This window comes from Hymenobacter convexus, assembly GCF_030580955.1.
GTDB lineage: Bacteria > Bacteroidota > Bacteroidia > Cytophagales > Hymenobacteraceae > Hymenobacter.
Map to the genome: position 1 here is coordinate 55,646 of NZ_JAUQON010000017.1, position 25,392 is coordinate 81,037.

Annotated in this window: 19 protein-coding genes; 8 read left to right on the top strand and 11 right to left on the bottom strand. The window is 63.9% G+C overall.

Annotation, left to right across the window (positions count from 1 at the left end; all coding sequences use genetic code 11):
* The first annotated feature begins 105 nt into the window (after positions 1-105).
* Both Q4S41_RS23985 and rfbC read left to right on the top strand, forming a co-directional pair.
* Complete coding sequence (locus tag Q4S41_RS23985) at positions 106-1,218, top strand: glycosyltransferase family 4 protein (protein WP_305033658.1); 1,113 nt, start codon at positions 106-108, stop codon at positions 1,216-1,218.
* Positions 1,219-1,257: 39 nt separating this feature from the next.
* Positions 1,258-1,806 carry a dTDP-4-dehydrorhamnose 3,5-epimerase gene (gene rfbC, locus Q4S41_RS23990; protein WP_305033659.1) on the top strand — a complete coding sequence of 183 codons (549 nt, stop codon included), beginning with the start codon at positions 1,258-1,260 and terminating at the stop codon, positions 1,804-1,806.
* 75 nt (positions 1,807-1,881) lie between these two features.
* On the opposite strand, the gene Q4S41_RS23995 is transcribed toward rfbC, so the two are convergent.
* Positions 1,882-3,189, bottom strand: coding sequence for a UDP-N-acetylmuramoyl-tripeptide--D-alanyl-D-alanine ligase (locus Q4S41_RS23995; protein ID WP_305033660.1), 1,308 nt, complete (start codon positions 3,187-3,189; stop codon positions 1,882-1,884).
* Between the two features lie 102 nt (positions 3,190-3,291).
* Between Q4S41_RS23995 and Q4S41_RS24000 the strand changes: the two genes are divergently transcribed.
* On the top strand, positions 3,292-5,619 hold the full coding sequence (locus Q4S41_RS24000) for a T9SS type A sorting domain-containing protein (protein ID WP_305033661.1): 2,328 nt from the start codon (positions 3,292-3,294) through the stop codon (positions 5,617-5,619).
* Positions 5,620-5,813: 194 nt separating this feature from the next.
* Here the strand turns inward: Q4S41_RS24000 and Q4S41_RS24005 are convergent, their stop codons facing one another.
* The 4 genes from Q4S41_RS24005 to msrA form a co-directional block, all read right to left on the bottom strand.
* Positions 5,814-6,596 (bottom strand): amidohydrolase, encoded by a 783-nt coding sequence (locus Q4S41_RS24005; protein WP_305033662.1) that lies wholly within the window; start codon positions 6,594-6,596, stop codon positions 5,814-5,816.
* A 92-nt stretch (positions 6,597-6,688) separates the two neighbouring features.
* On the bottom strand, positions 6,689-7,870 hold the full coding sequence (locus tag Q4S41_RS24010; RefSeq protein WP_305033663.1) for a methionine aminotransferase: 1,182 nt from the start codon (positions 7,868-7,870) through the stop codon (positions 6,689-6,691).
* A gap of 227 nt (positions 7,871-8,097) precedes the next feature.
* Positions 8,098-12,324, bottom strand: a complete 4,227-nt coding sequence (locus Q4S41_RS24015) for a PAS domain-containing sensor histidine kinase (RefSeq protein ID WP_305033664.1) — start codon at positions 12,322-12,324, stop codon at positions 8,098-8,100.
* Positions 12,325-12,476: 152 nt separating this feature from the next.
* Entirely contained in the window at positions 12,477-13,151 is a 675-nt protein-coding gene (msrA, locus tag Q4S41_RS24020; protein WP_305033665.1) for a peptide-methionine (S)-S-oxide reductase MsrA, read from the bottom strand.
* A gap of 367 nt (positions 13,152-13,518) precedes the next feature.
* Here msrA and Q4S41_RS24025 point away from each other — a divergent pair, with 367 nt between their 5' ends.
* The 3 genes from Q4S41_RS24025 to Q4S41_RS24035 all read left to right on the top strand — a co-directional run bounded on the left by Q4S41_RS24025 (position 13,519) and on the right by Q4S41_RS24035 (position 15,489).
* Complete coding sequence (locus Q4S41_RS24025) at positions 13,519-13,917, top strand: hypothetical protein (protein WP_305033666.1); 399 nt, start codon at positions 13,519-13,521, stop codon at positions 13,915-13,917.
* A 42-nt stretch (positions 13,918-13,959) separates the two neighbouring features.
* Complete coding sequence (locus Q4S41_RS24030; RefSeq protein WP_305033667.1) at positions 13,960-14,379, top strand: hypothetical protein; 420 nt, start codon at positions 13,960-13,962, stop codon at positions 14,377-14,379.
* A gap of 105 nt (positions 14,380-14,484) precedes the next feature.
* Positions 14,485-15,489 carry a fatty acid desaturase gene (locus tag Q4S41_RS24035; RefSeq protein WP_305033668.1) on the top strand — a complete coding sequence of 335 codons (1,005 nt, stop codon included), beginning with the start codon at positions 14,485-14,487 and terminating at the stop codon, positions 15,487-15,489.
* A gap of 14 nt (positions 15,490-15,503) precedes the next feature.
* Here the strand turns inward: Q4S41_RS24035 and Q4S41_RS24040 are convergent, their stop codons facing one another.
* The 4 genes from Q4S41_RS24040 to Q4S41_RS24055 all read right to left on the bottom strand — a co-directional run bounded on the left by Q4S41_RS24040 (position 15,504) and on the right by Q4S41_RS24055 (position 18,755).
* Positions 15,504-15,941, bottom strand: a complete 438-nt coding sequence (locus tag Q4S41_RS24040) for a hypothetical protein (RefSeq protein ID WP_305033669.1) — start codon at positions 15,939-15,941, stop codon at positions 15,504-15,506.
* 183 nt (positions 15,942-16,124) lie between these two features.
* A complete protein-coding gene (locus Q4S41_RS24045) occupies positions 16,125-16,451 on the bottom strand; it encodes a hypothetical protein (RefSeq protein WP_305033670.1) in 327 nt (108 codons plus the stop codon).
* A gap of 294 nt (positions 16,452-16,745) precedes the next feature.
* Entirely contained in the window at positions 16,746-17,306 is a 561-nt protein-coding gene (locus tag Q4S41_RS24050; RefSeq protein ID WP_305033671.1) for a YceI family protein, read from the bottom strand.
* A 114-nt stretch (positions 17,307-17,420) separates the two neighbouring features.
* Positions 17,421-18,755, bottom strand: a complete 1,335-nt coding sequence (locus Q4S41_RS24055) for a Gfo/Idh/MocA family protein (RefSeq protein ID WP_305033672.1) — start codon at positions 18,753-18,755, stop codon at positions 17,421-17,423.
* Between the two features lie 267 nt (positions 18,756-19,022).
* Here Q4S41_RS24055 and Q4S41_RS24060 point away from each other — a divergent pair, with 267 nt between their 5' ends.
* The gene (locus tag Q4S41_RS24060; RefSeq protein ID WP_305033673.1) at positions 19,023-21,902 is read left to right on the top strand and encodes a hypothetical protein; all 2,880 of its coding nucleotides are present in this window, start codon (positions 19,023-19,025) and stop codon (positions 21,900-21,902) included.
* Positions 21,903-22,067: 165 nt separating this feature from the next.
* On the opposite strand, the gene Q4S41_RS24065 is transcribed toward Q4S41_RS24060, so the two are convergent.
* Entirely contained in the window at positions 22,068-22,901 is an 834-nt protein-coding gene (locus Q4S41_RS24065; RefSeq protein WP_305033674.1) for an alpha/beta fold hydrolase, read from the bottom strand.
* A 363-nt stretch (positions 22,902-23,264) separates the two neighbouring features.
* Between Q4S41_RS24065 and Q4S41_RS24070 the strand changes: the two genes are divergently transcribed.
* Positions 23,265-23,861 (top strand): DUF4136 domain-containing protein, encoded by a 597-nt coding sequence (locus Q4S41_RS24070; protein WP_305033675.1) that lies wholly within the window; start codon positions 23,265-23,267, stop codon positions 23,859-23,861.
* Between the two features lie 62 nt (positions 23,862-23,923).
* On the opposite strand, the gene Q4S41_RS24075 is transcribed toward Q4S41_RS24070, so the two are convergent.
* The gene (locus Q4S41_RS24075) at positions 23,924-25,258 is read right to left on the bottom strand and encodes an NAD(P)/FAD-dependent oxidoreductase (RefSeq protein WP_305033676.1); all 1,335 of its coding nucleotides are present in this window, start codon (positions 25,256-25,258) and stop codon (positions 23,924-23,926) included.
* Between the last annotated feature and the right edge of the window lie 134 nt (positions 25,259-25,392).

A 25,392-nucleotide genomic window follows, 5' to 3' on the forward strand; every position in this document is an offset into this window, starting at 1 on the left:
GGCGGCGGTGCAATGCCGGGTGTTGGAATGAACGGGCGCGGGTAAAATCCGTAAGGCCGACCTTTGCCCCCGAACTCACCATTTCACCCCTCACTGCTCCCCGTTTTGCGCGTCGCCCTCGTCATCAATACCAGCTGGAATATTTGGAATTTTCGGGCCAGCCTCGTGCGGGCCCTGCAGGCCGCCGGCCACGAGGTGCTGGCCATTGCGCCCCCCGATGACTATTCGGCGCGCCTCGAAACCGAGCTGGGCTGCCGCTTCGTGCCCATCCTGATGGAAAACAAGGGCACCAACCCGGTGAAAGACGCCGCCCTCACGCGCCGCTTCTACCAGATTTACAAGCGCGAAAAGCCCGACGTGGTGCTGCACTACACCATCAAGCCCAACATCTACGGCAGCATCGCGGCCAAGCTGGCCGGCATTCCTAGCATCAACAACGTGAGCGGGCTGGGCACGGTATTCATCATCAAAAACTTCGTGAGCAAGGTGGCGCTGGGCCTCTACCGCTTCGCTTTCCGCTTTCCGGCCAAAATATTTTTCCAGAACGGCGACGACCGCCAGCTCTTTCTCGACAACGGCCTCGTGCGCAAGGAAATAACCGACCTGCTGCCCGGCTCCGGCGTGGCCACCGACCGGTTTCGGCCCGCCGCGCAGTTCACCCGCAACCAGCCCTTCGTGTTTCTGATGGTGGCGCGGGTGCTCTATGAAAAGGGCGTGGTGGAATACTTCGAAGCGGCCAAAGCCATTCGTGAGGCCGTGCCGGGTACCCGCGTTCAGCTCTTGGGCGGGCTTGATGAGGCCGGCGGCGTGGGCGTGCCCCGCGCCACGTTTGAAGAGTGGCTGAAAAGTGGCGACATTGAGTACCTGGGCCGCTCCGACGATGTGGCCGCCCACATCCACCAGGCCGATTGCGTGGTGCTGCCCAGCTACCGCGAAGGCACGCCCAAAACCCTGCTCGAAGCCGCTGCCTGCGGCAAGCCCCTGGTGACCACCGACGTGCCCGGCTGCCGCGAAACCGTGGTGGACGGCCGCAACGGCTACCTCTGCCAGGTGCGCAGCGGCGAAGACCTGGCCGCCAAAATGCTGCAGGTGCTGCGCCTGAGCGACGCCGACCTGCAGGGCATGGGCCAGAACAGCCGCTACCTCGCCGAAACCAAATTCGACGAAAAGCTGGTGCTCAACAAGTACCTCGCGGCCGTGGCCGAGGTGAAAAAATAACGCCGGTGTTGCCCGCCTCACCCGCCTAACTTTGCACCGATGCAAGCAAAATCCCACGCCCTGCCGGGCCTCATCGAATTTATTCCCCGCCTGTTTGGCGACCCGCGCGGGGTGTTTTACGAAACCTATAGCGCCCGCCTGATGCAGGAACTGGGCCTGCCCGCCCACCTGGAGTGGGTGCAGGACAACCAATCCAAGTCGCAGCCGGGCGTGGTGCGTGGCCTGCATTTCCAGCGCCCGCCCCACGCCCAGGCCAAGCTGGTACGCGTGGCCCACGGCAGCGCCCTCGACGTGGTGGTGGACATCCGCCGCGACTCGCCCACCTTCGGCCAGCACGCCACCGTGGAGCTGAGCGCCGCCCTCGGCAACATCCTGTTTGTGCCCATCGGCTTCGCCCACGGCTTCGTGGCGCTGGAAGAAGACACGCTCTTTCTCTACAAATGCTCCGATTATTACGCCCCCGCCGCTGAAGGCGGCTTGCTCTGGAACGACCCGGCTCTGAACATCAACTGGGGGGTGGCCGAAGCCATCATCTCGCCTAAAGACGCCGTGCTGCCTACGCTGGCGGAGCTGGATAGCCCATTTTAACGGGTAGACAAGGGATAAAAAGCCCGTCATGCTGAGCGCAGCCGAAGCATGACGGGCTTAATTTTTATTCACCCCCTACAGCAGCGGCACCAGCGTTTCCAGGCCCATGCCGCGGCTGCCTTTGAGCAGGATGTGCCGGCCGGTTAGCGGCTGGCATTGGAGCCAGTCGGTGGCAGCTTCTTTGGTTTTGAAGTGCAGCGTGGTGGCGGGGGTGCTTTTGTTCCAGGCCTGCGCCATTTCGGGACCGATGAGGATGGCCGTGCCGAACGCCAGCTCGGTGAGGAGCTTGCCCAGCGCGCGGTGCTCGTGCCCGCTGGCTTCGCCCAACTCAAACATATCGCCCAGAATCACCACCTTATCGGCCAGCGCGCCGGGGCGGCCGGCGAAGCTGCGCAGGGCCGCCGTCATGCTGCTGGGGTTGGCGTTGTAGGCGTCGAGAATGAGGTCGTTGCCGCGCGCGGTGCGCACCAGTTGCGAGCGGTTGTTCTGCGGGTTGTACTGGGCCAGGGCGGTGGCCACTTTGGCTGGCGCAATGCCGAAATGCAGGCCCACGGCGGCGGCAGCGGCCAGGTTGGGGAAATTGTAATCGCCGGTGAGCTGGGCGGCCACGTCGGTGCCGTCGGCCAAGCGTAAGGCCACGGCGGGGTCGGCGGCGAGCAGCGTGGCGGGGAAATTATCGGCCGGGCTGGGGTAGGTGAGGCGCGTGGGCACGGGCGCGGCCAGGCCAGGCAGGCGCGCATCCAGCGTATTCACGAAAGCCGTGCCGCCGGTGCGCGCCAGATAGTCGAACAGCTCGCCCTTGCCCAGGGCCACGCCCTCGGGGCCCCCGAAACCTTCGAGGTGGGCCAGGCCGATGTTGGTGATGAGGCCGTGGGTGGGCTGGGCCCACTCGCAATAAGCCGCGATTTCGCCCCGGTGGTTGGCCCCCATCTCAATCACGGCAAAGTTGTGCTCGCCCGCCCGCAGGCGCAGCAGCGTGAGCGGCACGCCGATGTGGTTGTTGAGGTTTCCAATCGTGGCCAGCACGTGGAATTGCTGGGCCAGCACGGCCGTGAGCAGCTCCTTGGTGGTGGTTTTGCCATTGGAGCCCGTGATGGCCAGAACCGGAATCTGGAACTGCTCGCGGTGCTCGCGGGCCAGCTCCTGCAGGGCCAGGAGTGGGTCGGGGGCGAAGGTGTAGCGGGCGGGGTCGGTGGCGGCCAGGGCTTCGTCGTCGACCACGGCGTGGCTCGCACCGGCGGCCAGTGCCTGCGGGGCAAAGGCCGCGCCCCGGAAACTGGGGCCGTTGAGGGCGAAAAAGAGCGTGCCGGGCTGGGGCTGGCGCGAGTCGGTGCTGACAAGGCCCTGGGCGGCCAGGTAGTGGGAGTAAAGCGGCGTAGGCATGAACTGAAACGAGTGGCCGGGTGTAACTTGCTGCAAAGGTGGGCGTGATTTTTGTACCGCGCGGTGCGGTCCTTTTCTATCATCGGTTTCCCCCTGCTGCTTATGCTTCGTTTTTACGCTTTTTTGCTGGCGCTGCTGGCTTTTTCTTTCGCGGCCCGTGCCCAGGCTTCGCGGTTTGGGTTTGAATACCGGGCGGCGGCCAAGGTGGTGCACGGCACCGATACCCTGACCAATGCCTGGGCCGGCGGCCTCAACACGCCCCAGTTCAGCAGCATCGACCTGGACAACGACGGGCGCCCCGACCTGTTTGCCTTCGACCACGAAAGCAGCCGCGTCTACACCTTTCTGAATGTGGCCGCGCCGGGCACCGCCGCCGGGCGCCGCTGGCAGTACGCCCCGCAGTACGAATCCATTTTCCCCGACAGCCTCAACAGCTGGGTGCTGCTGCGCGACTACGACTGCGACGGCCGCCCCGACATCTTCACCTACGCCCCCGGCGGCAACATTGCCGTGCTGCGCAACGTGCTGGCCAACGGCCGGCCCAGCTTCCAGCTCGTCACCAACCAGATTCGCTTTTCGGGCGGCTTCGCGGGCACGGCCAACCTCACCATTGGCGGCTACAACCTGCCGGCCATTCAGGACGTGAACGGCGACGGCAAGCTCGACATCATGAGCTATGACTTCATTGCCTCCTTGGTCATCGAGCAATACATCAACACCAGCCCCGGCACCTGCGGCAGCGCCCTCACCTTCAACCGCACTTCCACCCAATGGGCCAACCTGCGGGCCTGCGGCGCCTGCGCCGAGTTCGGCATCGGGACAGCCCCGTGCTTCACGGCGCCCAAAACCACCCACACCGGCGGCCACAGCCTGCTGCTGCTGGACCTGGACGGCGACGGCGACCAGGACGTGCTCGACGGCCGCGACAACTGCCCCGAGCTGGCCCGCCTGCTCAACCAGGGCACTGATGCGGCGCCGGTGCTCACGCAGGCCGGCATCTCGGCCAGCTTCCCTTCGGCGGCCACGCCGGCGCGGGTGCCGGTGTTCCCGGCCGGCTACTCGTTCGATGCCAACTTCGACGGCACCGCCGACCTGGTGGTGGCCCCCAACATGCTCAACAACCAGGGCGACCAGGTGAGCCTGCGCAACAGCGTGCAGCTCTTCACCAACGCGGCCACCACTGGCGCACCGGTGTACACCAACCAGGCCACCGGCTTTCTGCAAAACACGATGATTGACGTGAGCGAAGGCGCCGCGCCCACCCTGGGCGACATCGACGGCGACGGCCTGGTCGACCTGCTGGTGGCCAACCACGCCGACCGCGTGAACAACGTGTACCGCGCCAGCCTCACGTATTACCGCAACGTGGGCACCCGCACCCGGCCCGTGTTTCAGCTCGTGAACAGCGACTACCTGGGCCTTTCGGCCCAAAACCTGACGGGCCTTAAACCTACCCTAGTGGACCTGAACCGCGACGGGGCCATCGACCTCGCCTACGCCGCCTGGGGCCTCGCCACCAACAAAGTATACTACATTCTGAACACGGCCCGGGCCGGGCAGCCCGCCGTGTTCGACCCGACGACGGTCCAGTACCTCAAGGCCACGACCCCTTCCGCTGCCAATTCGACCACCACCCCCACGCTGACGGACGGGATGCTGCCTTATCGCCAGGGCGACATGCCCTGCTTCACCGATGTGGACAACGACGGTTACGTCGACCTGCTCATCGGCACCAACGAAATTCGGGAACCCGGCATGGCCCTGCGCTACTTCCGCAACCGGGGCCGCGGGCCCCTGGACAGCGCCTTTGTGCTGGTGAACAACGACTTCGGTCGCATTCGCGAAGCCAGCGGCGCCCGCCCCTTCAACCTGGCGCCCGCCGTGGCCGACTTCGACGGTGATGGCCTGCCCGACCTGCTCACGGCCGACGTGACGGGCTACCTGCGCCTGTTCTCGAACTACCGCGCCCAGAATCCCAGCCTCTTCCTCGAGCGCACCGACCTGCTCTACAACCCCCTTACCGGTGCCTACGAGCCTACCCGCCTGGGCCTTGACGAGTACGTGCACTTTGGCCTGGCCGCGGCCGACCTCAACGGCGACGGCGCGCCGGAGCTGCTGGTGGGCACGCAGGCCGGCGGCATTCTCAGCTTTGGCACCCGCAACCGCACCCTTACCGCCACCCGCACCGAAGCTGCCACAGCCCTGGCCCTGAGCGTGTACCCCAACCCCGCCACCGCCACGGCCACCGTCGAAACGGCCCAGCCCACCCGCCTCGCCGTGCTCGACCTCACCGGCCGCGTGGTGCTCACGCTTGGCACCGCCCAGCGCCGCCACGCCCTGAGCCTGACCGGCCTGGCGCCCGGCGTGTACCTAGTGCGCGCCACCGCCGCCGATGGCACCGCCGCCGTGCGCCGCCTGGCAGTGCAGTAAGGAGCGGTTCTGTCATTGCGAGGGCGCAGCCCGTAGCAATCCGTCCTGTTCTCAGCGACCAGCCTTCTAATGTGAAAAGGTTTCAAAACGTGAAAAGGCCCGGCACTGCGCAGTGCCGGGCCTTTCTGGTAAAAGGGCGTGTCTGGTTTTGACAAGACGGATTGCCACGGCCTGCGGCCTCGCAATGACAGGTTTTAACTAAGCAGCTCGAACGCGTCCCCATCCTGCAGGGCGGTGAACTTGGTGCGGAAATCCTCCATCTCAGCGCGGCTAAGGGTGTGGGTGAAGAGGCCGTTTTGGCTATGGGCTTCCACGAGGTAGGTGCCTTTGGCATCGATGAGGGCCGAGTCGCCGCTGTATTCGTGGCCGGGGCCGTCGTGGCCGGTGCGGTTCACGCCCAGGGCGCAGGCCACGTTCTCGATGGCGCGGGCGCGGAGCAGGGTGCGCCAGGCGGTGCGGCGCACAGCGGGCCAGTTGGCCACGTACAGGAGCAGGTCGTAGGGCTCAGCGGGTTGGTTGCGGCTCCACACGGGGAAGCGCAGGTCGTAGCACACCAGCGGGCAGATGCGCCAGCCGCGCCACTCTTCCACCAGCCGCGTCTGGCCGGGGGTGTAGGTGCGCTGCTCGCCGGCCAGCGTGAAGAGGTGGCGCTTGTTATAGTAGCTCAGGCTGCCATCGGGCCGCACCCAGAGCAGGCGGTTGTAGTAGGCGCCGTCTTCCTCGATGATGACGCTGCCCGTGACCACGGCCTCGTGGGCGGCGGCGCGCTCGCGCAGCCAGGCCACGGTGGGGCCGGCCATGGTTTCGGCCTGCGTTCGCGCTTCCATGCTGAAGCCGGTGGTGAACATCTCGGGCAGCACAATCAGGTCGGTAGGCCGGTCGAGGCCGGTCAGGTGCTGGTCGATGGCCGCGCGGTTGGCCGCGGCATCGTGCCAGTGCAGCTCGGTTTGGAGGAAGGAAACGGTGAGGTCGGACATGGGAAAGAGATGTAGCGTGGACTCTGCGAGTCCGCGCAGGACGGGTTGAACTGGCGCGGTTCCGACGCGGACTCGCAGAGTCCACGCTACTGTTACCGCAATCTAGCCGCCGCCGCTTCCAGCGTGGCGGCCTCCTTGGCGAAGCAAAACCGAATCAGCCCTTCGTCGAATCCATCGTGGTAAAAGGCCGATACCGGCACCACGGCCACCCCCTTCTCGCGGGCCAGGTACTGGGCAAAGGCCAGGTCGGAGGCTGGCGAGAAGGCGTCGTAGCGGGCCAGCTGGAAATAGCCGCCGGGCACAGGCAGCAGGTCCCAGCCGCCTTCCAGCAGCAGCGCGCGGAACAGGTCGCGCTTTTCCTGATAGAACGCGGCCAGGCCTCGGGCGTGGGCGTCGGTGGGGTCGGCTTCCAAGGCGTCGGCTAGGGCGTGTTGGGTGGGCGTGCTCACGGCGAAGGTCAGGAACTGGTGCACCCGCCGCACCTCGGTGCTGAGGGCCGGCGGGGCGATGCAGTAGCCCACTTTCCAGCCGGTGGCGTGGTAGGTTTTGCCAAAAGACGACAGCACGAAGCTCCGCTCGCGCAACTCCGGGTGCTGGCGGGCGCTCAGGCGCGGGGCACCGTCGAAGACCAGGTGCTCGTACACTTCGTCGCTCAGCACCAGGGCGTTGGTGCCGGCCAGTAGCTTGGCCAGGGCGTCCCAATCCTCGGCCCCAAATACGGCGCCGCTGGGGTTGTGGGGCGTGTTCACCATCACCAGGCGGGTGCGGGCCGATACCACGCGGCGCACGGCGTCCCAGTCGGGCCGGAAGTGGGGCGCGGGCAGGCGCACGTAGCGCGGCACCCCGCCCTGCAGCCGAATGGCCGGGCCATACAAATCATAGGCTGGCTCGAACACCACCACCTCGTCGCCGGGGCGCACCACGGCCGCCAGCACGGCATACAGGGCCTCGGTGGCGCCGGCCGTGATGGTGATTTCGGTGGCCGCGTCGGGTGCGGGGGCATCGGGCTGGAGGCGGGCCACCTGGGCGGCAATGGCTTCGCGCAGCCGCGGCAGGCCGGGCATGGGCGCGTACTGGTGGTGGCCGGGCGTGCGGGCGTGGCGAGCCAGCGCCTCCAGTAGTTCCTGCGGCGGGTCGTAGTCGGGGAAGCCCTGGGCCAGGTTGATGGCGCCGGTTTCCTGGGCCAGCGCGGTCATTTGAGAAAAAATGCTGACGCCGACATCGGGCAGCTTGGATTGCAGCGATACGGCCGAATCCGGCGGGGTAAGATTCATGGGGACGGGGGCGAAGGCGGTGGTTGGCAAATAAAGCATTTAACTGCCCAACTGTTGGTCCGCAGTCGCCGCGTCATCCCCAGAACTTCCCTCTAGCCAGCCCTGGGTCCGGCTCGCAACTGGTTTGGAATGCGCGTTCCATTGAATGAGAGGCACTCTGCCCCCACATCCAACGGGGCCCTCACTGCTCTGAAGTCCGTGCCCGCTGGCCCCAGCGGCTCGCTTCGTTACAAATGGATGCGGAACGTGGTGCCCTCGCCCACGGCGCTACTCACCTCCAGCCGGCCGCCGTGGATTTGCACAATGCGATTGACCAGGTAGAGGCCCATGCCCGTGCCCTCCGTGTGGGTGTGGAAGCGGCGGAAGAGCTGAAACAGCTGGTCGCCGTAGCGCTCCATGTCGATGCCGAGGCCGTTGTCGGCCACGGTGAGGATGGGGCGGCCGCTCACGGCATCGGGGGTGCTGCTGAGGCGGACGACGGGCGCCCGGTTGGGGTCGGCGTACTTCAGCGAGTTGCTGATGAGGTTGTAGAGCATGCTTTGCAGGTTGGGCCGCACAAAGGTGATGGTGGGGCAGGTGTCGAAGTCCAGCTCGAAAGTGGCCCCGAGCTGGGTCACCTGGTCCTGCAGGCTGTTGATGATTTCGGTGGCCAGCGGGGCCAGGGCCACGGCTTCCGGGGGCACTTCCTGCTGCTGGCGCTGTCCGCGCACAATGGCGCTCAGGTCGTCGATGGTGCCAAAAATCTGGCCCAGCGCCCGTTCAAAGTAGCTGATGAGCTTGATGGCTTCGGGGTCGCGGAAGTAGGCGGTGCGCGTCAGCTCCTCAAAGATGCCGGCCATGTTGTTGATGGGCTGCTTGAGGTCGTGCGAGGCCGTGTACACGAAGTTGTCGAGGTCCTCGTTGGTGCGCAGCAGGCGGGCGTTCTGCTCCTGCAGCTGGAGCTGCGCCTGCTTGAAATCCTGCACGTCGGTGTTGGCGCCCACCCACAGCACCACGGCCCCCGACGAGTCGCGGATGGCTTCGGCCCGCACCAAAAACCAGCGGTACTCGCCCTGCTGGTTGCGCCAGCGGTTCTCGGTTTCGAACGGCTCGCCGGTATGCAGGCTGTGCAGCCAGCGGCGCAGGGAGGCGGGCTGGTCGTCGGGATGCATAAACTGCTCCCAGCCCCAGTCGCGCAGCTCCTCGAAGGTAGCGCCCGTGAAATCGTACCAGCGCTGGTTGTAGTAGCTGATGCGGCCGTCGGGGCGCGAGGTCCAGGCCATCTGGGGCAGGGTTTCGAGCAGCTGCTGGAAGCGCGTCTGGCCGGCCAGCACCTGCTCCTGCAGCAGGCGCTGCTGGTGCACGTCGGTGTTGGTGCCGTACCACTTCGCCACCTGGCCGCCGGGCGCGCGCCGGGCCTGGGCCTGGCCCAGAAACCAGCGGTACTCACCGTCGTAGCGGCGCAGGCGGAACTCGGCCTCGTAGTAGCGCTGCGACGCAATGGCCTGTTGCCAGCGGGCCTGCATCAGGTCCCGGTCGTCGGGATGCACAAATTCGAGCCAGTGGGCGGCGCCATCTTTCTCCATCGACTGGCCCACGTAGGCCGCCGTGCGGTGGTTATAAAAGTCCACCGTGCCGTCGGGCCGGGCCGTCCACACCTGCTGCGGAATACTTTCGGCCTGAATGCGCAGCTCCTCCTCGCTCTCGCTGAGGCGCTCCTGCAGCCGGCGCAGCTCGGTCACGTCGGTGTTGGTACCAAACCAGCGCAGCACTTCGCCGGTAGCCGCGTCCCGAATGGGCCGCGCCCGGCTCAGAAACCAGCGGTATTCGCCGTCGTGCCGCCGCAGCGGGAAGGTGTCTTCGTAGGCTTCGCCGCCCGCTATGGCGGCCAGGTAGCGCGCGTTCACAGCCGCCATGTGGTCGGGGTGATACATCCGGAACCACTCCTGGGACAGGGCCTCTTCCAGCGTGGCGCCGGTGTAGTCATACCACTGCTGGTTATACCAAAAAATGAGGCCGGCAGGGTCGGCCATCCAGGCCAGCTGGGCCATGTTGTTAGCCAGGGCCGTGAAATCGGTGCGGGTGCGCTCCAACTCCTCGGTGCGCGTTTGCAGCTCGTGCACCTCCACCGTGGCCGCGCTGAAGCCGGCCAGCTGCCCGGCCGCGTCGGTGTAGGGCTGGGCTTTGGTCTGGAACCAGCGCAGCGCGCCGTCGCGCCGCCGCACCCGGAAAGTGCCCTGCCAGGGTTCGCCCTGGGCCATAGCGGCCTGGGCCACTGCGCCCAAAGCGGCGCGGTCGTCCTCGTACAGCACCTGCCAGGCATCGTCGAGCGGGCCGGCGGGGTCCAGGCCGGTGTACTCGTAGAAGTACGGGTTGGTGTAGGTGATGGTGCCCTGCGGGTCGAAGTTGAAGATGAACACCGGCACCGCTGCCGTGAGGGCGCGCAGCTGCTCGTCGCGGCGGCGCATTTCGGTGGTCAGCAGCTCGGCCTGCTGGCGGGCCTGCACGCGCACCGTCACGTCCTTCGAAAAGCTCAGCACGCTGTCCACCTCGCCGCGCTCGTTGCGCAGGGCCAGGTAGGTCAGGTCGACATAGGTAATGGTTTCGGGCCGGTCGGGGTTGCGCAAGCGCAAGGGCAGCTCCTGGCGCACCTGCGTTTCGCCGGTACGGTACACGTGGTCCAGCAGCTTGGCCAGGCCTTGCTCCGCCAGGTCGGGCAGCAACTCGGCCACGGGCTGGCCCAGGCGGGCGCGGTGGCCCACCAGCTGGGCGTAGGCTGGGTTGAAAAACGAGTAACGATGCTCGGGCCCGGCCAGCGTGGCCACAAAAGCCGGCAGCTGCTCCAGAATCTGGCTGAGCTGCTGGTCCTTGGCTTCCAGGCGCTCCTGCGTCTCGTGCAGCTCATGAATATCCAGGTCGGAGCCGAACCATTGCCGCAGGCGGCCGGCCGCCTGGGCATCTTTCAGCGGCTCAGGCACGCCTTGGCTCACAAACCAGCGGAATTGGCCGTCGTGCCGACGCAGGCGCAGCTCGTAGCGCCAGGGCGTGCCGGCGGCCAGCGCGGCGGCGTAGGCGGCGGCCACGCGGGCCTGGTCGTCGGGGTGCAGGCAGACTTTCCAAGCGCGGTCGAGGTCGTCGTCGTCGGTGGTGCCGGTGTAGGCATACCACTGCGGGCTGAGGTAGAGCACCTGCCCTTCCTGGTCGCTGATGAAGGTGATAGAGGGCAGGCTTTCGGTGACGCGGCGTAGGCGCTGGTCGGCGGCCTGGGCGTCGGCCTGCAGGGCCTGGCTGCGCTGGCGGGCTAGCACTTGCTCGGTCACGTCAATGCCATAGGCCAGCACGCTGGTGCCGTCCTCGTCGCGCAGGGGCACGTAGCCGTAGTCGTGATAGCGCGTCTGGGGCTCACCGGTGGCGGCGTCAACCAGTTGGGAGGGCTCCTCGAAGCCGAAGTGTGGCTGACCGCTTTCGCGCACCTGGTTCAGCAGTTGCACGTAGCCTTGCGCGGCCACTTCGGGCAGGCTATCGGCCACGGTGCGGCCCACCACGGCGCGCTCACCCATAGCTGTTTTGGCATTCGCCGACAGAAAGCTGAACGTCAGCTCCGGCCCCGACATCGTGCTGATGGTGAGCGGCAACTGGTCGAGGATGAGCTGCATGTGGTCCTGTTGCCGCTGCAACTGCAGCTGGACCCGGTGCCGGGCGTCCACGTCGGTGCAGGCCCCGAACCAGCGCCGCACCTGCCCGGCTTCGTCGCGCTGCACCATCACATGCGAGTCAAACCAGCGGAACTCGCCGTCGGTGCCGCGCATCCGGAATTCTAAATCAAACGCCTTCCCCGAGCCTAGGGCCTCCCCCCAGCGGGCGTACATGCCCGGCAGGTCGTCGGGGTGAATGAGGCGCTGCCACAAGGCCCCGCGCGCGTCGTCGTCGAGCTGCAGCACGTCGTGGCCGGTGTAGTCGATAAAGTGCTGGTTGGTGTACTCCACCTCGCCCGTGGCCGAGGTGGCCCACACCAACTGAGGCATGTTCTCGGCCAGAAACCGGAATTGCTCGTGTTCCTGCGCGGCGGCCTGCTGGCTCTGCACCTGGGCCGTCACATCCAGCAGCTGCACCAGCAGATAGCGCACCGTGCCGGTGGCCGGTACGGCCAGTAGCGAGGTCTGCCAGTAGCCGTTTGGCGCGGCAAGAGGCTGCGCAGGCGCCAGGGTTTGGGGCGTGCCGGCCAGGGCGGCGGCGCAAGCCGTTGCCCAAGCCGAAGCGGGCGCCAACACCGCGCCGGTGACCTCGGCGGCCGCGTGCAGCGCGGTCAGGGGCTGGCCGGGCAGGGCGGCAGCTGCTTCGGCCGACACCAGCGTGGCTAGGGCCGCGTTCAGGCCCAGCACGGTGGCATCGGGGGCCAGCACCGCGTGCGGGGCCGGCAGCAGGGCAAACAGCAGCTCAAAATCCAGGGCGGGCAGAACGGCGGGAGGGGGCATAGTGGGCAAAACTCGGCAACACGAAGCCGGTTTATGCCGCTTCCATCATCAAAGATAAGGCCCTGACCGTGCTAAAACAGCCCCTATCAAAAAGCCCCGACCGATTTGGTCAGGGCTTTTCAATGAAGTAGCAAAACAGGTGTTTTCGGCCGCTACAGCGGGTTTTTCAAATCCTTCCGAAACGCTTTCTGCACGTGCTCCACCTTGGCGGCCGATACGTGGGTGATGTAGGGGTTTTCGGGGTGCAGGCGGTAGTAGCCCTGGTGGTAATCCTCGGCCGGCCAGAACTTCTGGAACGGCACTACTTCGGTCACAATCTTGCCATCGTACTGCTTCGAGGCGTTCACGCGGGCAATGGTGGCTTCCAGAATTTTCTTCTCCTCGGGCGTGCGGTAGAAAGCGGCCGAGCGGTACTCCGGCCCCACGTCGTTGCCCTGGCGGTTGAGCTGGGTGGGGTCGTGCGAGGCGGTGAAGAAGATGTCGGCCAGCTTCTGGTAGCTGATGACTTTGGGGTCGTAATAAATCTGCACCGTTTCGGTGTGGCCGGTGGTTTTGTCGGCCACTTCCTCGTAGGTGGGGTTGGCCTTGGTGCCGCCGGCGTAGCCGCTCACCACCTGCTTCACGCCCTTGATTTGCTCAAAAGCCTCTTCCTGCGCCCAAAAGCAGCCGCCGGCAAACGTGGCCATGGCCAGCCCCGTGAGGTTGGCGGGGGCAAAGCCGGCCGTGGAGCGCGGCGGGTTCTGGGCCTCGGCCGCGGGCTGCGAGCCACAGGCAAACACAAAGGCCAGCAAACTCACACTGGCAAAAGATTTCAGTCGGTTTTTCATGGGAAATGTTGAAGTCGGAAAGGCCGTAACGGCGGGTTTCGGAGAGGTAGACGCGTGAGCCCCTGCAGCCTTACACCTCGGCCGCAGCCCTGCGCAAGGCTATACGAAATTGGGCGGCATCCGGCTTGCGAGCACCAGCGGCATAAGCTAAACCAGAAACCGGAGCCAACGGTTGAAAAACAGCGGATTTCGGCCGGTATTACGGGGTGCTGCCTAACAGCCTACGTATTTATTCGGGCGGGGTTAAAGAGGCTTAAATTGGTTAGAAAAGAGTTGTTGAAGGGGTTCGGCTTATAAATTTGGGCCCTTGTGATATCCTTCGCTACGTATTTACCGTAGTACGCCGCACTGTCCTCCTATTGCCGCTATGTCCTTACAAACCTTACTCGACACCTCTCATATCACCATTAGCTACGACCATCTGGAGGAATGGCTGCTCGCCGACTGGCACGGCGACCAGGACCTGGCCTCCGTGCAGCAGGGCGGGTACGAAATGCACCGCCTGATGCAGCTGCAGCGCTGCCACAAAGTGCTGAACGACAATACCGGCGTGACCAGCATGTGGAGCGAAGCCGCCGAATGGGCCGGCAAAGTCTGGTTTCCTTCCATGGCCGAGGCCGGGCTGCGGCATTTTGCCTGGGTGTATTCGCCCAACGTCTACAGCCGCCTCTCCACCGACCTCACCTTGCAATTCACGGGCAGCAGCCCGGTGGTTGCGACCTTCGACGACATCGACACCGCCAAAGCCTGGCTGCGGCAGATGTAACCCCACGGGCGTTTTTTTCGAAAAAGCGCTTTTGCTCCCCCTGTGACTTCTGCTGATACGCTGACTTTCCGCCGGCCCGATGGCCACGTGTTTCTCACCGCCACCCGCGACCGCGCCAACGGCTGGATTCACGCCCAGTGGTCGGGCGTGCAAACGCTGGAAACCATCCAGACCGGCGGCCTGGCCTACGTCGACATGCTGCGCGCCGAGCCCTGCCCCAAGCTTCTGAACGACCACCGCGAGCTGGTGGGCCGCTTCACCGGGGCCAATGAGTGGATTGCCCAGGTCTGGACGCCGCGCATCATGCAGGCCGGCCTGCGCTACTTTGCCCAGGTGCTTTCGCCAGGCATCTTCGGCCAGCTTTCGATGCAGGACCTGCACCAGCGCATCAGCGACCAGTTCGAAATCAAACTATTCGGCCAGCTCGAAGACGCCGAGGCATGGCTGCGCAGCCTGCCCTAAGCCCGGCGGCCCGGCGGCCCGGCGGCCAAGCTGAACCAATTTGCTGTATTTTTGTCTGAAAGCCTAGGCGCTGCTTCTTAACGCCGCGCCCGCTTCCAGTTCTTTATGGCATCAGCTCCTACCGCTTTCACCGTGGCCACGGCCACCGAGCCGCACCGCGTGCGCACCCGCCAAATCATCAAAGCCCACCCCGAGGTGAAGCAGCTGATGACGCGCAACCCCACCACCTTCCTCATCGGCGCGGGCTGCGTGGTGGCTCAGGTGGCGCTGGCATACCTGCTGCGCAATCAGGCCTGGTACTGGACCATTCCGGTGGCGTATCTGGTGGGGGCGTTTTTCTCGCACACGCTGTTTGTGGTTATTCACGAAGCGGCGCACAACCTGGTTTTCAAGAAGTTGTGGCAGAACGTAGCCACCGGCATTCTGGCCAATTTTCCGTCGGTATTTCCCACGGCCATCAGCTTCAAGAATTTTCACATCAAGCACCACGTTTTCCAGGGCGTGCACGAGCTCGACGCCGACCTGCCCGACTGGTACGAGGCCAAACTGATTCACAATTACAGCATCGGGAAGGCCATCTGGCTGTTTTTCTTCCCGCTGTTTCAGGTCATTCGCACGGCGCGCTGCCGCGAGGTAGCCACCATCGATAAGTATGTGGCGGCCAACATCGTGGCCCAGCTGGCCTTCAACGTGGCCATTGTTTACTTCTTCGGCTGGACGGCGCTGCTCTACCTCTTCCTGAGCTTCTGGTTCTCGGTGGGCCTGCACCCGCTGGGCGCCCGTTGGATTCAGGAGCACTACCTCACCCTCAGCCCCGAGCAGGAAACCTATTCCTACTACGGGCGCCTCAACGGCATCAACCTCAACGTGGGCTTCCACAACGAGCACCACGACATGCCCAGCATTCCGTGGAACAACCTGCCCAAAATCAAGGCTTTAGCCCCCGAGTTCTACGAGCCGCTGCTGGCCCACACCAGCTACACCAAACTGTTCTTTCGCTTCATCTTCGACCAGGAAATCAGCCTCTACTCGCGCATCATGCGCAAGGAGCGCGGCAACGCCACGCTGAAAGACCAGAGCGTGCCCGATAAGGAGCTGCTGTCGGCGTAGTAGCGGGCTGGTTTTTAATTAGGCAATTCTTCGCAGCTGGTGGTCGACACGTTGCGCAGGAGCAGGTGCGGAATCGGGCTTTTCACGCCGTCGAAGTTGTTGCACATCAGTCCGTTCCACCGTCGGTTGGGGTCGTCTTCGTAAATGAAATACAGGCGCTGACCATCGAATGACTTATTCAGAATCTGGCTGAATTCGCTGGAATTGACGATTGCAATAACGTTGTTGCCGATGAGGGAATCGCCCGGCACATTCCTTCCCAAATTCACTTTCGCCCGCAGCGCAGGCGCGCCAATCGGAAAGGCCGGGTCGACTTCTATCAGCATACCATCAACGCAGCTGCCGCGTAGGACGGTGCCAGACAGGCAGGGCGGATTTTTCTGCTTTTGGCAGCTCAGGGAGGTGCTCAGCGCCAGCCCAGCCAAGCTCATAAAGAGAAATCTGTACAACATGGCAAGTGGATTGGTTTTCAATGCGCTGACCGCCGTTAGGCTAGCTGCGTTGCACCAGTCACTAAAAGAATCGGCGGCCCGGTCTGGGTCGCCAATTTTTTTAGTGCCAGCCAGTGCTGAGGGGTAAATACATGCCTGCTTGGCAAACTGTATACAGGCAACAACCAAAGCTGAAAACAAAACTTAGTTGGCCTGCACCGAATCGCAGGACAGTGTCGAGACGTTGCTGAGTGTCACGATGGGCACGGGCGTGGTGGTGCCGTCGGCGGCCAGGCAGGCCATCCCGGGATTGGTCTGCGTGCTGGTGTAGGTGAAGTGGAGGCGCTTGCCCACGCGACCCAGGTTGCGCAGGCTGCCCGAATTGGCCACCGATACCACGTTGCTGCCTAAAAATTGGTTGCCGTACACCGAAACCGCCCGCGCGCCAATGGGATAAGCCGGGTCTACATTAACCAACACGCCCAGCCTGCAGGTGGTGGCTACCACCGTGCCGCTGTAGCATCTGGGCATTTCGGGGAGGTAACAGTCCGGTGTAGGTGTAGGGCTGGCTTTTTTGCAGCCAAGGAGGGAGCCAGCCAGCAGTGCGGCCAGGCCAAGAGCGGAAGAAGTACGCAGCATGAGCGGAACTGGAAAAGGGCGGTTTTCGGAATTATAGCCCTGACCGGCCGCCGCCGCGCCGCGTTGCACCGCGCACAAAAAAAGCGGCAGCCTCCGAAGAAGCCGCCGCTTTTTTGTAGCGTGGACGCTGTGAGTCCGCGCATCGTTCGGGCAAGGCGCGGACTCGCAGCGTCCACGCTACGGTAATTACGCTTGCTTGGCAAACTGCACGTTGGCAATCAGCTTCACGTCGTCGCCCAGCACGATGGCGCCGGCTTCGGTGATGCCGCCCCAGGTGAGGCCGAATTCCTTGCGGTTGATTTTGCCGGTTACCTCGAAGCCGGCCTTATGGTTGCCGTAGAAATCGACGGCCGAGCCGCCGTATTCGGCCTCCAGGGTCACGGGCTTGGTCACGTCTTTCATCGTGAGGTTGCCGGTGATTTTGTAGCCGTCGCCGTCTTTCACGAAGGAAGTCGACTCGAACTTGATGGTCGGGAATTTGGCCGCGTCGAAGAATTCTTCGCCTTTCAGGTGGCCGTCGCGCATTTCCTGGTTGGTGTCGATGCTGTCTACGTCGAGCGAAAACTCTACCTGGGCATTGGCAAAGTTGTCGTCACTCTCGCTCTGCATCGAGCCCTGGAAGGACTTAAACGAGCCCGTGACGGTGGAAATAACGAGGTGCTTGATTTTGAACTGCACTTCGGAGTGCGTGGGGTCCAGCGTCCATTTGGTGGCGGTGGTGGCGGCGGAAGCGGTGGTTTCAGACATGGCGGTTGGGGATTGAAAAGGTGAATTGAGAGTGCAAAGCTAACAGATGTATCGACATTTAATGTTGATACATCAATTTATTTTTCAGCCTCAACAACTCTTTCAGTAATTGGTTCACACGCCCCGCGTACCTGATGGCTTAATGGACGTTAAGTCGCCGATTTTGATTGGTTTGCCGCTGTCGATGCTGTGGCGCGCGGCAATGCCCACGAGGCAGGCCATGGCCCCGTCGCGGGTGCCGGCGGCCTGGCGGTAGGGGTCTTTGCCGTCGCTGGCGAAGATTTGCTTGCGCAGGCGCACGTCGCCGCCGCCGTGGCCTTCCTCGTTGTTCGGGATGCGGATGATTTCGCGCTTGCCGAAATTGGTGGTGAGCTGGATTTCGTCAAACGCCTCTTCCTCCCAGGGCTGGCGCTCCTTAATCCAAGCTTCGAGCCGGCCCAGCGTGCCGTTGAAGGCAATGCGGTAGCCCTCGTAGGGCGAGTGCGTGGTGAGCGAGTAGCTGACCTGCACGTTGTTGGCGTACTTAATCTGCACGGCCATTTTGTCGAAAATGTCGATGTCCTCTTTCCACACGCAGCCGTCGCGCAGATAGCCGTCGTACTTTTCGTTGTCGGCGTAAATGGCCATCAGGCGCTTGTCCTTGGTCATGTCGAAGTAGAACTTGCACTTGTCTTTGTGCGGGCAGGGCCGGCAGTTGGTGGAGCGGAAATCGTTGTTCTTGCCATAGAAATCGAGCCGGCCGTAGGCAAACACCTCTTCGGGGTCCGATTCGAGCCACCAGTTCATCAGGTCGAAGTGGTGGGTGGCCTTGTGCACCAGCAGCGAGCCGCTGTTCTGGCGCAGGCGGTGCCAGCGGCGGAAGTAGTCGGCGCCGTGGTACACGTCGAGGTACCAGTGGAAATCGGCGGCTTCAATCCGGCCAATCACGCCCGAGCGCAGCAGCTCGTACAGCTTCTGGCGGTGCGGCGAGTAGCGGTAGTTGAAGGTCACTTTCACATTCTTGCCGGTGCGCTTTTCGGCGTCGAGAATCTGCTGGCACTTCTTCTCGTCGGTGGTCATGGGCTTCTCGGTCACGATGTCAGCGCCGTATTCCATGCCCTTCACGATGAATTCGTTGTGCGTGGCATCCACGGTGGTCACGATGAGGACGTCGGGTTTGGTTTCCCGCATCATCTTGTCAAAATCGGTGTAGGTGGGGCAGCTCACGCCCAGCATCTTCTTGCCGGTGGCCACGCGGCCGGGGTTGATGTCGCAGAGGCCCACGAATTCCATGCTGCCGCCGTGCTCGGCCAGCACGGGCGTGCCCCACATGCCCAGGCCGCGGTGGCCGGTGCCCACCATGGCCACGCGCTTCTTCTTGGGGGCCAGGGTTTCGGCCAGGGCATTGTGGGTGAGCAGCGAGCCGGCTAGGGCCGCGCCGGTGAGCTGGGTAAATTGACGTCGTTCCATAAGGGGTGGGAATGAAGGAGTTTGAGAGGCGTAAGTTGGGTGGTTTGGAGTGTATTGCGGTTGGGTTGGGGCGGGAATAGTTGCGCAATCGTTCCCGACGGGTCAGGCCGTAGAAACGGAAAAGAACGTCATGCCGAGCGCAGCCGAGGCATCTCGCGTGCAGTAGTAAACCAATCGACTGGAATTGCTATTGCAAGCGAGATGCCTCGGCTACGCTCGGCATGACGTTCTTTCGCAACCAATTTCAACCCCACGTTTCCGCTTCTCATGCGTCTATTGCTGCTGCTGGGCCTGTTGGCGGCCGGCCCCGCGTACTCCCAAAGCCTGCCCGTATTGCCCCAAAACCCGCCGGAACTGCGCTGGCGCGAGGTGCGCACGCCGCACTTCTGGGTGCTGTATGCGGGGGGCATCGACACGGCGGCGCAGCGCACGGCCGGGCGCTTGGAGCAGTTGCACGGGCCCGATGTGGCCACGCTGGGCGTGAGCCCGCGGCCCATTTCGGTGGTGCTGCAGAACCAAACCACCGTGCCCAACGGCTTCGTGACGTTTCTGCCGCGCCACGCCGAGTTCTTCACCACGCCGCAGCAGGGTTTCGGGCTGGGCACCGTCGATTGGCTCGATGGGCTGGTGGTACACGAGTTCCGGCACGTGGGGCAGTTTGAGAAAGCGCGGCAGGGCGTGGGCCGAGTGCTGGGCCCGCTGCTGGGCGACGGCGCGCTGGGCGTGGCCGCCGTGGGCGTGCCGCAGTGGTTTTTCGAGGGCGACGCGGTGGGCACCGAAACGGCCCTCACGCGCAGCGGGCGCGGGCGCATTCCCAATTTCAACGTGGGCTTGCGGGCCAATCTGCTGTCGGGCCGCCGCTATTCTTACCAAAAAGCGGTGAATGGCTCCCTGCGCGACAACGTGCCCGACTGGTACGTGCTGGGCTATTTCATGACGTCGTATTTGAAAGCGCACTACGGCGCCGACGTCTGGTCGCGGGTGTTCGACCAGTACTACCGGTTTCCGTTCTATCCGTTTTCGTTTTCCAACGCCATCAAGCGCACCACCGGCCTGCGCGTGGAGCAGCTCTACGAGCGCAGCATGAGCGAAGTCGATTCGCTGTGGATGCGGCAGCACGGGGCGGCGGCCAGCCCCACTGAGCCGGCTTTTACAGAAGTAAAACTGCTGCGGCAGGAAGCGAAAAGCCCTGTTTTCACCCAATACCAATACCCGCAATACCTGACCGACAGCACGGTTTTGGCCCTGAAAACCGGTCTCGACGACATTCCACGTTTCGTGCGCCTGAGCCGACGCGGCGTGGAGCAAAAGGTGTTCACGCCTGGCCAGCTGAATATCCCCGAAATGCTGTCGGTGAACGGGGGCAAGGCCGTGTGGCCGGAGTACCAGCAAGACGTTCGGTGGGGCCAGCGCATTGCCTCCGAGCTGAAGGTGCTGGATTTGCAAACCGGCCGGCTCACGCGCCTTGGACGGGGCCGACGCTACACCGCCGCCGCCCTCTCGCCCGACGGCCGCCGCCTGGTGGCGGCCCGTACCGACGCGGCTTACCACCACGCCCTCGTCATTCTGGATGCCCAGACCGGGACCGAAATCCAGACCCTGTCCAACCCGCGCAACGACTTCTACCAGCAGCCCCGCTGGCACCCCGACGGCCGCCGCCTCGTGGCCGTGACGCTCAGCGCTGCTGGCAAAACCATCACCATCCTCGACCCCGCTACTGGCGCGGCCCGCAACCTTCTGCCCGTAGCCAATCTGAACCTGGCTAACCCGCAACCCTGGCGCGACTTCGTGCTTTATAACTCGTCGCAATCCGGCATCGACAACCTGTATGCTGTAAATGCCCGCACCGGGCGCACGTTCCGCGTCACGTCGCGGCCGTTTGGAGCTTACCACGCGGCCGTGGCGCCCGATGGCCGCACACTGGCTTTCCACGACTACCGGGCCCCCGGCGCGCGGGTGGTCGAAATACCGCTTGATTCCGCTGCCTGGACGCCCGTGCCCGTGGCCACGCAGGACACCGCCGGCCCTTACGCCGAAACCCTCACGGCCCAGGAGCCGGCCGGCGCCCGGGTGGCGGAACTGCTGGCCCGGCCCGATTCGGCCGGGCCGCGCTACGGGCTGCGGCGGTACTCGCCGCTGACGCACGCCTTCAACCTGTTCAGCTACGGCGTGGTGCAGAGCCCGAGCGGCAACACGGTGGCCGTGGGCCTGCGCTCGCAGGATTTGCTGAATACCACGCAGGTATTTGCCGGCCTGGGCTACGACCAGGTGGAGCGCACCTTCAACGTAACCGGGGCCGTGAGCTACCAGGGCCGCTACCCGGTGCTGGATGCCGACGTGACCTACGGCGGGCGCGATGTGTCGGTGCTGTACCGCGGCGCGGTGCTGCGCGACCAGTGGCAGTACGCCCGTCTCACGGCCGGGGTGCGCCTGCCGCTCACCCTCACCCATTCCAAATACCTGCAGGCGCTCACGCTGGGTACTTATTTCCTGCACGAGCAGGTGTACAACTACGACCTGCCGGGCCGGCTCAGCTACGCCGAAGTGGGGCCCAACGCGCCGCTCAACGCCCTCCAAACCACCTTGGCCTACGCTACCCAGCTCAAGCGCAGCCTGCGCAGCGTGGCCCCGAAGTGGGGCGGTACTTTTCTGGGCACCTGGCGCACCACGCCCTTCGGCACCGGACTGCAGGCGCGGCAGTGGGGCACCCAGGTGGTGTTGTATCTGCCCGGCCTGGCCCGCAACCACGCCATCCGGCTGCGGGGCGGCTACCAGTGGCAGGACCAGCTGGAGTACCGCTTCGCCCCGGCCGTGTCGTTTCCGCGCGGCGAGGGCTACGTGAGCTTCGACCGGCTGGCCGTGGGCAGCCTCGATTACAACCTGCCGCTGGCATTCACGCACTGGGAATTGGGGCGCTGGCTCTACATCCAGCGCCTGCGGGCGGCTTTTTTCGGCGACATCGCCCAGGGCAACGACGCACGCGGCTTCGCGGCCCAGCTCAACTACCGCAACATGGGCGTCGATGCGCTGGTGCTGTTCAACGTGCTGCGGCTGCGCACGCCGGTAGAGGCGGGCGTGCGGGCTACGTATCGGAGCAATACCGGGCAGTGGCTGATTGAGCCGCTGGCGTTCAGCCTGCGGCTGTGAGGGAGGAGAGAGGGTAGGTGGGGAGAGAGAAAATAAAAAGGCCGTCATGCTGAGCGCAGCCGAAGCATCTCTACCGCACAACGCAATCCAATTAAAGGGATTTACTGCTGCGGTAGAGATGCTTCGGCTGCGCTCAGCATGACGGCCTTTTTATCTCTTAACCCTTTACAGCACCGTTTCGTGGTGCAGAAAGTGGTCCATCGCCGAAAGCGTTTGCTGGGGGGCACTGAGGTGGGGGCAGTGACCGCCGGTTTCGATGACCTTCATGCGGCTGTCGGCCAGCTGCTCGTTGATGTAGTGGCCCACGGCCAGCGGCGCGATGATGTCGTGGGCCGACTGCACGATGAGCGTGGGGATGGTGAGAAAACCCAATTCGGCGCGGGTGTCGGAGAAGAACGTGACGCGGGCGAAGTGCTTGGCGATTTCGGGGTTGGTGCGCACGAAGCTGTTGGTGAGGCCCATCACCAGTTCGGGGCTTTCCTGCTGGCCCATCATCACGGGCGCGAAGCCGTTGGCCCAGCCGTTGTAGTCGCCTTCCATGGCGGCCAGCAGCTCGTTGATGTCCTTCTGCTCGAAGCCGCCGGAATAGCCTTGCTCGTTGATAAAGCGCGGCGAGGGCGACACCAGCACCATTTTCGAGAACCGCTCGGGCTCGCGCACGGCCGCAATCACCCCAATCATGGAAGCCACCGAATGGCCCACGAACACCACGTCGTGCAGGGCCAGGGCGCTGAGCACCTCCAGCAAATCATCGGCGTGGCCGGCCAGGGTGCCGTGCTTGGCAGTGGGCTGGTAGGCGGTTTGGTCCGATTTGCCGGCCCCGATGAGGTCCATGAGCACGACCTGGTACTGGTCTTCGAAGTGCGGGGCCACGAGGCGCCAATCGCTCTGGTCGCCGCCGAGGCCGTGCAGGAAAACGATGGTGGGCTTATTGGGGCCGCTAACACCGGAAATGGTGACGTGACTGCGCTCCAGAATAGAAGTAGTGGAAGAATGCATAAATAGCGGTTCTTGGTTAAAGGAAACTTATTGTAAAGCAAAATCTACGGCAAAGGTCAAAAACTGGATTGATTGAATGAAGGATGTACTTGCCGGTGGTTAAAAAAATAGTTGAATACGATATTGTTATACCGGATAATCAGGCGATAAAAATTTTTATCGCTGGGCTATGGCTGGTTCTCGGGCATCTATTATTTGTAATTATTTGATGATGCAATAGGCCTGTGCGCCGGAAGGCTTATCGGCCGCTGGTTGTTCAGTGGCCGGTGCGCTGCTCGTTGGCCGCCGAAAAGCTCAACCATAACCTTTGCCAAATGGCGGCGGTAAATTGGAACATCTCCTTCTCTTTCCCCCTCATTCTTTATGATGAAATATTCGTTTGCGTGGGCGGTGCTGCTGCTGTGGCTCAGCGCCTGCTCGTCGGCTGTGAATGTAGAGCAGCAGCCCGGCGTCAATTTCGCCAACTACCACACTTACGCCTGGGCCGACACCGAGGTGCAAACCCAGGGCGACCAGAACCCGCTGTTGCGCAGCCCCATCGCGCAGGAGCGCATCCAGCAGGCCATTGAGGGCGAGTTGAGCCAGCGCGGCCTGCGCCGCGTGGAGCGCAACCCCGATTTTTACCTCACCACCCACCTCTACGTGGAGCAGGCCGAGCGCACCGTGACCAACCCGCCGCCCGCCGGCTTTGCCTACCCCTACGCCGTGCGCTACCGCGGCGCCCTGCTGCCCGTGAACTATGGCTACTGGTACTCGCCGGCCTACTACCAAACCACCCACACCGAGCAGTATCGCGAAGGCACGCTGGTGCTCGACTTCATCGACGCCAAAACCAACAACCTAGTGTGGCGCGGCTCCATGGCCGACCCCGTCGACGACCCCGCCCGCCTGGGCAAACAGTTTTCGGAAACCGCCAAGGACATTCTGGACAAGTTCCCGAAAGACAAAACCGGCTCCTGAGCTACCCGCCGCCCTATTGAAACGCACCACGCCCGGCCCCCTCGGCCGGGCGTTGTTGTTGCTCACACTATCGCCTTGCCCTCGTCCATGTCCGCTTCTACCAGCGGGGCCTTGGTTTTGCCGATGATGTAGCGCAGGCCCTTGTCGTAGCTGAGGTAGCTCCAGGTCCATTGCAGCAGCACCATCAGGCGGTTGCGGAAGCCGATGAGCGACACCACGTGCACCACGCTCCAGGCCAGCCAAGCCAAACGGCCCTGCAGGTGAAATTCCTTGCCGAAAAGCTTCACATCGGCCACGGCGTGGTTGCGGCCGATAGTGGCCATGGCGCCCTTGTCGTGGTACTCAAAGGGCTCCATGAGTTGGTGGGTGAGCACGCGGCGCAGGTTTTCGCCCAGTCGGCGGCCCTGCTGCAGGGCGGGCTGGGCCACCATGGGGTGGCCGTCGGGGTACAGCTCGGTTTTCATCAGGGCGATGTCGCCGATGGCAAACACGTTTTCGTAGCCCCGCACGCGGTTGTAGTGGTCCACGGCGTAGCGGTTGCCGGGCAGCAGGCAGGTGGCATCGAGGCCCTGAATGGGCGCGCCCGTGACGCCGGCCGCCCAAATGAGCGTGCGCGCAATGAGCTTCTGGCCGGTATTCAGCGTCACGGTGTAGCCGTCGTACGACTTCACCCGCGCGTCGAGCCACACCTGCACCCCAAACTGCTCCAGCGACTCCAGCGCCCGCTTCGAGGCGTTGGCCGACATGCCCTTGAGCAGTACCGGCCCGCTCTGCACCAGGTGAATGTCCATCTCCTTGAAGTCGATTTCGCGGTAGTCCTTCGGGAACACGTGGGTGCGCAACTCGCTCAGGGCCCCGGCAATCTCGACGCCGGTGGGGCCGCCGCCCACAATCACGAAATCCAACAGGCTGTTGAGCTGCTCCATGTCGCCGAGCTGCAAGGCCTGCTCGAAGTTGGAAAGCACGGTGTTGCGCAGCTCCAGCGCATCTTCCACGCTCTTGATGGCGATGGCGTTTTTGGCCATCACCTCATCGCCGAAGTAGTTGGTGGTGGCGCCGGTGGCCAGCACCAAATAGTCGTAGCGCACGCAGCCGATGCTGGTTTCCACAATCTGGGCCGTGGGGTCCACGGCCAGCACCTCGGCCAGCCGGAAGTAGAAGTTGTCCTGCTGGTTGAGAATCTTGCGAAACGGCGACACGATGTCGCCCTCGTCGAGCCCCGCCGATGCTACCTGATACAGCAGCGGCTGAAACGTGTGGTAGTTCTGCTTGTCAATCAGCACCACCTGCACCGGCGCGTGGGCCAGCGCCTTGGCCAGCTCCAGCCCGCCAAAGCCGCCGCCCACAATCACCACGCGCGGCTTGCCGAGGTCGTCAATCTTCGTTAACCCTTCCATGTGCTAAACATACGGGCCGGATGGCGGCCTTGCTGTGGGCCTTTACCCGGTTTGGGCGGGCGGGGTTGTGTTGGGGGCAGCCGGCAGTCGTCGCAACGGTCATGTTGAGCGGAGTCGAAGCATCTCTACTGCGA